Source organism: Acetobacter sp. AN02 (assembly GCF_029759835.1).
Lineage (GTDB): Bacteria > Pseudomonadota > Alphaproteobacteria > Acetobacterales > Acetobacteraceae > Acetobacter.
Window position 1 is genome coordinate 1 of record NZ_JAJJND010000090.1, and the last position, 9,997, is coordinate 9,997.

Annotated in this window: 10 protein-coding genes and 1 pseudogene; 4 read left to right on the top strand and 7 right to left on the bottom strand. The window is 61.6% G+C overall.

Going from position 1 to position 9,997, the window contains the following annotated elements; all coding sequences use genetic code 11:
* The first annotated feature begins 278 nt into the window (after positions 1–278).
* The 3 genes from LOC54_RS09925 to LOC54_RS09935 all read left to right on the top strand — a co-directional run bounded on the left by LOC54_RS09925 (position 279) and on the right by LOC54_RS09935 (position 3,326).
* On the top strand, positions 279–1,676 hold the full coding sequence (locus LOC54_RS09925; protein WP_279313657.1) for a class II 3-deoxy-7-phosphoheptulonate synthase: 1,398 nt from the start codon (positions 279–281) through the stop codon (positions 1,674–1,676).
* Between the two features lie 68 nt (positions 1,677–1,744).
* Positions 1,745–2,941, top strand: a complete 1,197-nt coding sequence (locus LOC54_RS09930) for a nicotinate phosphoribosyltransferase (protein ID WP_279313667.1) — start codon at positions 1,745–1,747, stop codon at positions 2,939–2,941.
* Positions 2,907–3,326 carry a hypothetical protein gene (locus LOC54_RS09935; RefSeq protein WP_279313658.1) on the top strand — a complete coding sequence of 140 codons (420 nt, stop codon included), beginning with the start codon at positions 2,907–2,909 and terminating at the stop codon, positions 3,324–3,326. The genes LOC54_RS09930 and LOC54_RS09935 overlap by 35 nt, the downstream gene beginning before the upstream one ends.
* 138 nt (positions 3,327–3,464) lie before the next feature.
* Here LOC54_RS09935 and LOC54_RS09940 read toward each other — a convergent pair.
* Together LOC54_RS09940 and LOC54_RS09945 are read right to left on the bottom strand one after the other, a co-directional pair.
* Positions 3,465–3,854: pseudogene (locus tag LOC54_RS09940) on the bottom strand (Spy/CpxP family protein refolding chaperone); the annotation flags it as partial.
* A gap of 164 nt (positions 3,855–4,018) precedes the next feature.
* The gene (locus tag LOC54_RS09945; protein ID WP_279313660.1) at positions 4,019–4,387 is read right to left on the bottom strand and encodes an NADH-ubiquinone oxidoreductase subunit NDUFA12 family protein; all 369 of its coding nucleotides are present in this window, start codon (positions 4,385–4,387) and stop codon (positions 4,019–4,021) included.
* Positions 4,388–4,539: 152 nt separating this feature from the next.
* On the opposite strand from LOC54_RS09945, the gene LOC54_RS09950 reads away from it, so the two are divergent.
* The gene (locus tag LOC54_RS09950) at positions 4,540–5,493 is read left to right on the top strand and encodes a hypothetical protein (RefSeq protein ID WP_279313661.1); all 954 of its coding nucleotides are present in this window, start codon (positions 4,540–4,542) and stop codon (positions 5,491–5,493) included.
* Here LOC54_RS09950 and LOC54_RS09955 read toward each other — a convergent pair.
* The 5 genes from LOC54_RS09955 to LOC54_RS09975 all read right to left on the bottom strand — a co-directional run.
* On the bottom strand, positions 5,462–6,568 hold the full coding sequence (locus LOC54_RS09955) for a glycosyltransferase (protein ID WP_279313662.1): 1,107 nt from the start codon (positions 6,566–6,568) through the stop codon (positions 5,462–5,464). The two genes, LOC54_RS09950 and LOC54_RS09955, sit on opposite strands and share 32 nt — an antisense overlap.
* A gap of 161 nt (positions 6,569–6,729) precedes the next feature.
* Positions 6,730–7,143, bottom strand: a complete 414-nt coding sequence (crcB, locus tag LOC54_RS09960; protein WP_279313663.1) for a fluoride efflux transporter CrcB — start codon at positions 7,141–7,143, stop codon at positions 6,730–6,732.
* Positions 7,144–7,158: 15 nt separating this feature from the next.
* The gene (locus LOC54_RS09965; RefSeq protein WP_279313664.1) at positions 7,159–8,610 is read right to left on the bottom strand and encodes a SulP family inorganic anion transporter; all 1,452 of its coding nucleotides are present in this window, start codon (positions 8,608–8,610) and stop codon (positions 7,159–7,161) included.
* Between the two features lie 307 nt (positions 8,611–8,917).
* Positions 8,918–9,469 (bottom strand): single-stranded DNA-binding protein, encoded by a 552-nt coding sequence (gene ssb / locus LOC54_RS09970; protein WP_279313665.1) that lies wholly within the window; start codon positions 9,467–9,469, stop codon positions 8,918–8,920.
* A gap of 52 nt (positions 9,470–9,521) precedes the next feature.
* Positions 9,522–9,997 (bottom strand): methyl-accepting chemotaxis protein (locus LOC54_RS09975; RefSeq protein WP_279313666.1); only part of this gene is annotated, 476 nt, incomplete at its 5' end.

A 9,997-nucleotide genomic window follows, 5' to 3' on the forward strand; every position in this document is an offset into this window, starting at 1 on the left:
GTCGAACAACCTTGGCGCATCATGTCAATCGGACTGCGCAATTGGGCACATAGGTTCTAGCAATCAACGGTTGGTATAAGTCCCTCTCCGGATTTTGCCGGCGGTTCTGATGTCTCCGGAATGAGGCGGGTGGCTTGTGGCAGAGCGGTGGCACCTGCTGAAAAACAGCACGCTTTATACGGCCTTCTCCGGGGGTATCTTTACGAATCATCGAAAAACCTTTCATAAAGGCTGCCCGTTTTCGGGTGGTTTGTGATTTTGCAGACAGGACGACCGTTATGAGCGCCGCCGGTTCCATTTCTTCTGTTTCTCCGGGCTGGAGTCTGGACAGCTGGCGCGGGTTTCCGATCCGGCAGGTTCCGTCCTATCCGGATCAGGCGGCTCTTGAGGCTGTTGAGGGGCGTCTGCACCGTTATCCTCCGCTGGTTTTTGCCGGTGAGGTCCGGCGTCTGCGTTCGCATCTGGCTCAGGCTGCGACGGGTGAGGCTTTTGTGCTTCAGGGCGGGGCCTGTGCGGAGAGCTTTGGTGAGTTTACGGCGGATGTCGTGCGAGACACGTTCCGTGTTCTTCTGCAGATGGCTGTTGTCCTGAGTTATGGTGCGAAGGTTCCGGTTGTGAAGATCGGGCGTATGGCGGGGCAGTATGCCAAGCCGCGTTCGTCTGACACGGAGACTGTGGGGGATGTGACGCTTCCGTCCTATCGCGGGGACATCATCAACGGCCCGGAGTTTACGCCTCAGGCGCGTATTCCTGATCCGGTGCGGATGGAGACGGGATATTTCCAGTCTGCGGGTGTTCAGAATCTTCTGCGTGCGTTTGCGGGTGGCGGCTATGCCAATCTGCATCAGGTTCATCGCTGGAATCTGGGGTTTGTGGAGCGGTCTCCTCTGGCGGACCGGTATCGTGCGCTTGCGTCCAGGATTGATGAGACGCTGGCGTTCATGTCGGCCTGCGGGATGACGGAGAAGACGACGCCGCAGATTAACGAGACGGAGTTCTATACCTCTCATGAGGCGCTTCTGCTGCCGTATGAGCAGGCTCTGACGCGGATCGATTCCACTTCCGGCGAGTGGTATGACTGTTCGGCGCATTTTCTGTGGATCGGGGACCGGACGCGGCAGCCGGACGGGGCGCATGTCGAGTTTCTGCGCGGGGTTCGCAATCCGATCGGGATCAAGGTGGGTCCGACGACGCAGGTTGCGGATCTGGAGCGGCTTCTGGAGATTCTCAATCCGTCGGATGAGGCGGGGCGGATCACGCTGATTTCGCGCATGGGGTCGGAGAAGATCCGTGATGCGCTTCCGCCGCTTTTGCGTGCGGTGCGCGGGACGGGCCGGACGGTGACGTGGCTGACCGATCCGATGCATGGAAACACGGTGTCCACGTCTTCGAAGATCAAGACACGTTCTTTTGATGCGATCATGGATGAGGTTCGTGGTTTCTTCGATGTCTTTGCTGCCGAGGGGCTGACGCCCGGCGGTGTTCATATCGAGATGACGGGTCAGGACGTGACGGAGTGCATCGGTGGTGCACGGAAGCTGACGGAGCATGATCTGGGCGACCGGTATGAGACGTTCTGTGATCCGCGTCTGAATGCGGAGCAGTCTCTGGAACTGGCGTTTCTGCTGTCCGAGGAGCTGACGGGGCGTCCGCCTGCGGGGCGTTCCGTCTCCTGAAATTCCTGCCATTGGCGGAAGGGAGCTGCGGTTTGACGGAACGTGTGAAGGGGACCTTCGGGCCGGGTGTGGCTGAATCTCTGGGTGTGATTGTGGGGGATGAGAGTCTGGTCCGGGCGCGGACGGATTCCTATTTCAACCGGACATCCGAGATTGTCAGCCGGTTTGGCGATCGGGTTGTGACCTATGCGATTTTCATCCGGCGTCCGGTGATCTCGGCTCCGGGTCTGCTTTTGCAGTGGCTGGCCAATGCGGGGGAGCAGCAGAAGATCGCGATTAATGCCGAGCTGGTTTTTCAGGAGGGTGAGTGGGTCGGTGCCGGCCAGCCTCTGGTTTATCTGACGGGGTCTTTCGCGCATCTGGCGAGTCTGGAGACGCTGGCGCTGCAGAAGATCGGTGCGCCGTGTGTTGCGGCCCAGCAGGCGTATCAGATGGCGCTTTCGCTTCCGAAGGCTCAGTTTCTGGCCATGGAGGCGCGTCACTGTGCCGGGTATGAGATGCAGGAGATGATGGCGTATGCCGCGTCTGTCGGCAGTCGTGCGGCGCGCAAGAAGGGGGCTGTCGGGTTTACTGGCGGGGCCAATGATGCGACGTCGATGTTTTTCGGGCAGTCGCGCGGGTTTGGCACGATGCCGCATGCCCTGATCGGGTATGCCGGATCGACGCTGCGTGCGGCGGAGATGTTTCACGAGACCTATCCCGACAGTGATCTTGTGGTTCTGGTGGATTATTACGGCCAGGAGATTACGGATGCTCTTGCCGTGTGCAGGCGTTTTCCGGATCTTGCGGCTGCGGGCCGGATTGCGGTGCGTCTGGACACGCATGGCGGCCGGTTTATGGAGGGTCTGGATCCGCAGGAATCCTATGCCGTTCTGGAGCGTCATGTTCCGGAGGCTCTGGAGCTTTACCGTTCGGATGCCGAGCTGCGTTATCTGATCGGGACGGGTGTGTCTGCGGCGGCGGTCTGGCGGATGCGTGAGGCTCTGGATCAGGCCGGGTTCGGGCGGGTCCGGATTGTGGTATCGTCCGGGTTCGGTGTTTCGAAATGTGCGTGCATGGCGGATGCGCATGCGCCGATCGATGTTGTGGGGACGGGCTCTTTCATTCCTGAGAAATGGTCCGAGACGTATGCCACGGCTGATATTGTATCCTATGACGGGCAGGAGAGTGTGAAGATCGGGCGTGAGTTCCTTCTTCCATCGGTTCGCAGGGCAGAGGCGGAAAGACGACATGACAGAAGAAAGCAGGCCGACGGCTCCGTCTGAGGCGGAGGGTACGGATGCGGGCTGGCGGGTCCGGATCATTGACCTTTCAGGCGGGGCTGAGGACAATATTGTTGAGGAAATAAAGGGGTTTCACGAGCTGTCCCATGCGGGCGCGTTTGCGCGGGCCTATGTGCGCGACAGTTTTGAGATCTGCCGTCCGGCGGGTGCGCGCGGGCGTGAGGCGGTTGAGAGCTGGTTTTCGTTCGGGGAGGACACGGAGATTCCGGGTGCCGGCGAGGAGGGCTGGCGTTCGGCGTCCGAGATTGAGTTTTTTGCGGATAACCCGGCCACGCCGATGGAGCGGGACTGGCGTTCGCTTGATCCGCGCCGCTTTGTTGAGGAAAGCGTGTTTCTGGCGGATGAGGAGGATGAGGACGGAGAGTGATCTCTCCGTCCTCTGTTCTGTCCCTTGTTTCCCGGCTGTTGCCGGGAGGGCGGATCAGTCCTCTTCGTCTTTCGGGTGACTGATCTGGTGGATCTGGTCCATCAGGGCTTTGATCTTATCGTGCTTTTCTTTGGCTTCGGTCAGCTGCTTGTCGGTCATGAGATCATGGATCTTCACGGCCACGGTCATGCGTTCCTGTGCGGCCTGGGCCTGCAGTGTCGTTTCCTGCTGTGTCAGGGCCGTGAGCTGTGTCTGATCGATTTTTCCTGGTGTCATCAGGAGGGTATCGATCTGATCCCGGACGCTGCGTTCGCGGGTGCGTGCGGCGCGTGAGCTTTCGCGCGCCTGTTTGATGATGGTGTGGATTTCGGATTTCTGCTTATCCGTCAGGTCTGCATCATGCAGGAACGGCGGAATTCCGTATCCTGGTCCGCCGGGTCCGCCAGGAGGGTGAGCTGCTGCCGTGCCGAGCGTGCCGACGACTGCCAGGACGGGCAGGAGGGCTGTGGTGACGCGTCTGATAGACATTCAGTAAACTCCCTGTACAAAATCTCCCGGAGGAGACATGAGTCCAGTAAGCACCTGATTTGTGTCTGAAACAGGCCCTTCAGTGCTACGAAATGTAATGAAACAGGGAAGTAGTATGTCTTCCGGTTCCGTCGCGCCGGGCTGATTTTACTGTTGTCCGTGTTTTATTCTTCCGGTGTCCAGGCCGCGTAGTCTCCGGATGCGGGCGGGCGCTTTCCGCCGCGCAGGGCGCTTCCCGGCGGGTGCCAGGCTCCGGCGGTTCCGGTGAGGTTGGCCTGCGGGGGCAGCTGCCAGGGTTTGCGGTCGGATTGCGGGATCGGCTGTGCATCGACGTGGTGGAGCCATCCCCACCATTCCGGAGGCACGGCGGAACCGTCTTCTCCCTTATGGTAGATCACCCAGCGTTCGTGGCGGAGTTCTCCGCCGCCGGTGCGTGTGGGTTTACGGGATTCATAATACGCCCGTCCGGCTTCGTCCTTTCCGACCAGCCGGCCTTTGAAACGGGTGTAGAGACGTGTTCCCATATTTGCCATGAGTCAGATCAGCCTTCCGCCTCTGTCCATACAAGTGCGCGCAGGCTACTCCTGTCCTTGTGCTCTGTCAGCTTATTTTCCCGTGTTTGTCTGTCATGACGCGGTTGTGACGGGCCCTGACGGGGGTCGTGACGGGCACGGGGGGGCGGGTGATGAGTATTTTCATGACGGATATCTGGCGCACGGGAATTGTTGAGGCGTCTCCGGGGCAGATTCTGGATGCGGGGACGCTGGATCCGTTTGTGGTCCGCTGGCTTTCCGAGGAGCGTCCTTTATGTTTTCTGGCCGATCCTTTCGGTCTGCGTCAGGACGGGTTTCTTTATCTTTTTGCTGAGTATTACGATTATCGCACGAAGAGGGGTGTAATCCGGCTGGATGTTCTGGACCCGGAGTACCGGGTCGTGGAGAGCGGGATTGTTCTGTCCCGGCCGTGGCATCTGTCCTATCCGGTGGTGTTTCGTGCGGAGGGGGAGATATGGATGCTTCCCGAGGCGTATAAATCCGGCAGTCTGACGCTGTATCGCGCGGTTTCCTTTCCCTGGCGGTGGGAGGAGGTTCCGGAGTTCCGGTTTCCCTGTGCTGCGATTGATGCGTCTCCGCTTTATGCGGACAGGGCGTGGTGGATGTTCTATACGCCGCCGTTTCCGAAGGAGGGGCGTACGGACACGCTGCATATCGCGCGTGCGGAGACGCTGACCGGGGTGTGGCGGGATGTCTGTGCGGGGCCGGTGCGGCGGGACCGGAGCGGGAGCCGGATGGGTGGTCTTCCGTTTCTTTCAGGCGGGCGGGTGATTCTGCCGGTTCAGGACTGTTCTGCGACCTATGGCGGCGGGATCCGGTTTCTGGAGACGGCTCTGCCTGTGGCGGGGGAGGTTCCGGAGTTCCGTGCGGGCGGGCTTTTGCGCCCGCCTGCTTCTGCCGCGCCCTATGTGCAGGGGCTGCATACGCTGTCGGGGGTGTGCGGTGAGGGCGGAGCCGGTGCTCCGGAAGGTGCCTGGAATGGCACCGGGGACGTGACGCTGATCGATGCGAAATATATCGGGCGCAACTGGCCCAGGCGGCTGGCTGCGGATGTCAGATACCGGCTGGGGTTGTTTTCCGGGTGAGCTTTTCCGGCGGGGGCGGGTTCTGTCTGAGGGCGATGATATCCCTGATCCGCCGGAGGGTTTCGTGGCCGGTGCGTGCGAAATGTTCCGTGCTGAAGCGTTCGCGGACGAGGCGGCGGGCGCCTTCTCCGTTGCGGCTGAGGCATGCGGGGTCTGCGAAGATGGTTTCCAGGGTGTCTGCGATGCTGTCCGGGAGGTGTCCCTGCAGGAGGAAGCCGGTTTCTCCGCTGATCACGCTTTCTCCGAGTTCGCCGGCAGAGGTTGCGATGACCGGCAGTCCTGCGGCCATGGCTTCGTGAACGGCGATGCACAGGCCCTCGCGTTCTGAGGGCTGGATATAGACATCGAGGGTCTGCAGAAACTCTCCGGGGGCGTTGAGATGTCCGGCCAGGGTGATGGTGTCCGTGAGGTTATGGCGGGTGATCCGGGCCTGCAGATCGTCTTTCATGGGGCCGTCTCCGGCGATGACGACGTTCAGCCGGGCGGCATTCTCCGGTGATCTGCTGCGGAAGGCGGCGATGCCGTCGATCAGGAGATCGTAGTTTTTTTCCCGGCTGAGACGTCCGAGGCTTCCGATCCGCAGCGTGCTGCTGCCGTTCCATGCGGGGGGCATGTTTCCGGCGGTCTGACAGGAGAAGAGCGGCCAGGTCAGGACCTTGTTTTCCGGCAGGCGGAGCTGTCTGCGCATGAGTTTTTCCACGGAGTGGCAGTCCGTGACCCACAGATCCGTCAGTTTGTGGAAGATTTTCGTGTAGGATTTGATATCGCTGGTATTTTTCCAGCTGATGACAGGAATGTTCAGGATTTTTCCTGAGATCTGTCCCACGAGGCTGGCGACGCTCAGGGAGGTCCAGATGACGTCCGGACGGGACTGTTTCAGCAGGCGGACGAAGCGAGGGACGAAGGCCAGTTTATGGAGCCTGCGTCCGGAGAGCAGGTCCCAGGGGATACCGGCCTCTTCCAGCCTGCGCGCGCTTTTCATGTCGCGCGGTTCGCAGGCGGTGCCCCGGATCTCGCAGCCGTTATCGGCGAGGAATTTCAGGATATCCGGGAGGGGAAAACGAGGCTCCGCCACCTTCGAATGAGGTGATCAGGTAGTGAATTTTCATCCGGACGGCGTTGCCTCTGCAGGGAAAGGGAAATCTGCGGGGGACCATGCTGCGGGCATATGCCGCAGACAAGGCGGGTGCGGGCACATGGATGAAAAGAGAGCAAAGAGATACTTTGCGTTACTTTTTAGTGGATATTGTTACGATCGGCCGACAATGCGACGGAGGCGAACCAGCCTGCGGATACGGTGGCCATGCAGAGGGCGACGGAGAGGAGGATGTTGAGGAGGGCTCTGAGCGGGAAGCCGCTGCGCAGCAGATCCAGGGTCTGGAGGCTGAAGGACGAGAAGGTTGTGAAACCGCCGCAGACACCGACCATGAAGAACAGGCGGGCGGCGTCCGGGGCGGGGATGCGTCCGTCCGGGGCGGTCAGTCCGGCGAAGAAGGCGATGGCGAAGGAGCCGCCTGCATTGATGAGGATCGTGCTCCAGGGGAAGGACTGGCTCCAGCGGGCCAGCGCCAGGGTGCCCCAGTAGCGCAGGAGGGTCCCGGCTGCGCCGCCCAGGGCGATGAGGAGGACGGAGGGGAAGTTTGCGGGCATGGGGTGTCTGCCTGTTCAGAGGGGGGTGTTCAGGGAGGGCTGATCAGGGAGGAGGCTGCTGGCGGTGTCTGTGGCGCCCGTGACGAGGAGGGTGATGTTGCGTGCCTGCAGTCTTTGTGTGATCCGGCTGATGACTGCGGCTGAGGTGACATCTCCGAAGCGGGCGCGTTCCAGGTTCAGCACGACGGTCCGGGCGTCTGTCTGAAAGTCGATGGCGTCTGACAGGAGGCTAGCGGAGGCGAAGAAGATCTCTCCGGTGACGGTGTAGATATCGCGGTCTCCATCCTGTGTTCTGCTGATGTGGAGCAGTTCGGAGACGTGCCAGGCGTAGAACGTGCAGCTGAGCAGGACGCCTGCGAGCACGCCCAGAGCGAGATCGCGCGAGACGACCGTGACGGCGACGGTGACGAGCATGATCAGGGAGGAGCGTTTCGGGTGTCGTGTGAGGTCGCGCAGGGAGCTCCATGAGAAGGTGCTGACCGAGACCATGATCATGATGGCGACGAGTGCGGCCATGGGCACGCGTCCGGCGAGGTCGTGCAGCAGGACCATCAGGATCAGGAGGAAGGCACCTGCGGTGAAGGTGGAGAGGCGTCCGCGTCCGCCGTATCGGAGGTTGCCGACGGTCTGTCCGATCATGCCGCATCCGGCGATTCCGCCTGAGGCTCCGGCGAGGATGTTGGAGAGGCCCAGTCCGGTGCATTCTGCTTCGGGGCTGCTGCGTGTTCCGGTTTTATCGTCCACGACGTCTGCGGTCATCAGGGATTCCAGCAGGCCGACCGCGGCCATGGCGGCGGCGTAGGGGAAGATGATTTCCAGCGTGCTCAGGGTGAGCGGGATGCGGGGGAGGGCGAACTGCGGCAGCCCTGTCGGGAGGTCTCCCAGTCCGGAGACGGTGTGCACCGGCATGGGAATCCACAGGGTGATGGCGGTCAGTACGACGATGCAGATCAGGGGGGAGGGGATCAGGGTCGTGAGGCGTGGCAGGAGATAGATGATGGCCAGTCCGAGGGCGATCAGGGCGTAGGTGTGCCAGGTGACGTGCAGCATCTGCGGCACCTGGGCCGAGAAGATCAGGATGGCGAGGGCGTTGACGAATCCGGTCTGCACTTCTGCGGGGATGAACCGCATGATGACCTGGAGGCGGAGCAGCCCGAAGATGACCTGGAGCACGCCGGCGAGGATGGTTGCGGCGAAGAGATACTGCACGCCGTGGGCGTGTACCAGGGTTGCCGCGACAAGGGCGACCGAGCCTGCCGCGCCGGAGATCATGCCGGGGCGTCCGCCTGTGATGGCGATGGTGACGCTGATCATGAAGGAGGCGAAGAGCGAGACGGCGGGGGAGACGCCTGCGACGTAGGAGAAGGCGATCACTTCGGGGATGAGGGCGAAGGTGCCGACCATTCCGGCGAGGATTTCCCGCACGGGGTTACGGGTCCACTGGGCGCGATATGCTGAGAGGTTCATTCTGGTTTTCGTGCTGTCCGCTGTCGTGCCCTTTCGGGCGGAGATATGGCGGGGTGTCCGGTCGGAGATCAGGCGGGGGCGGGGTGTGTGCCCGTTTTCCGCCGGTTTCCGTCGTGTTGTGTCGGGCTGCTGTTTCCGGTCAGGATGTCGGGGAGGAGGGGAACTCCTGCCCGGTCCTTGCGGTGCTGCTCCGGTTTTTCAGTGCCCTGCCCGCGGGGGGACGTGTGTGCCGTGCGGGAGGGCGGGGGGGATCAGCCGGTGTGGTTCCGGTTCCGTGATCCCTTTTTGTGACTTCGGCCGGTCCGGATCAGAACGGGATTTCGTCGTCCAGATCTCCGGCCGGTGCGTCCCATCCGCCAGGTGAGGGGAGGGCGGGCGAGGAGCTGCGTGCGCTTCCGCCGGAGGACTGGCGCGGGGTGCTGCCGTAGCTGCTTGCGCCGCCCTGGCCGCCGCCGGCGCTTCCGCCTCCGTAGCCTCCGCCGTAGCTGTCATCTCCGCCTTCCGCGTTGCGGCTGTCGAGCAGGACGAGTTCTCCGCGGAAGCGGTCTAGGATGACCTCGGTCGTGTAGCGTTCCTGTCCGTCCTGTCCGGTCCATTTGCGGGTCTGGAGGGAGCCTTCGAGATAGACTTTCCGGCCTTTTCTGAGGAAGCGTTCCGCGACATCGGCCAGCCGTTCGTTAAAGACGACGACCCTGTGCCATTCGGTCCGTTCCCGGCGTTCTCCGGAGGCCCGGTCGTTCCATGTCTCGCTGGTGGCGACGGAGAAGGAGACGATTTTCATTCCGTTCTGGCTGTTCCGGACTTCCGGATCTTTTCCCAGATTTCCGACCAGAATGACCTTGTTGACGCTGCCCGCCATATTTCCGCTCTGTCCTGCTGTGTTTCAGAAATTCAGGAATCGTTCATACAGGCTATTGCCCGTCGAAAACAGTCCGGACGGAAATACGGGGCGCGGGCGGGCGGTTATGAGACGACGAATTTTGTTGTGATATCGGACAGATTTCTGGAATTATCGGAGAGTTTCCGACAGAGACGGCGATTTCTCCGATGAGTGACCCGGTTTCCGAGATGGACTGGGTGATGGCTGTCAGTGCTTCTCCCGTGATGTTGACGAGTTCGACGCCCTTGGTGACGTCCCGGCCGACTTCCGCGATCAGTGTTTTGGTCTCCCGCACGGCGTGGGATGAGCGCTGCGCCAGGGCGCGGACTTCCCGCGCGACGACGGCGAATCCGCGTCCGGCCTCTCCGGCCCGGGAGGCTTCCACGCCGGCGTTAAGGCCCAGGTTCTGTTGACAAAAGATCTTCTCAGGCTGGCTTGGACGTGATTCAACGCTGGTCTTTACGGAGACCTGTGGATGCGTGGCGACCTGACAGACGAAGAATGGGT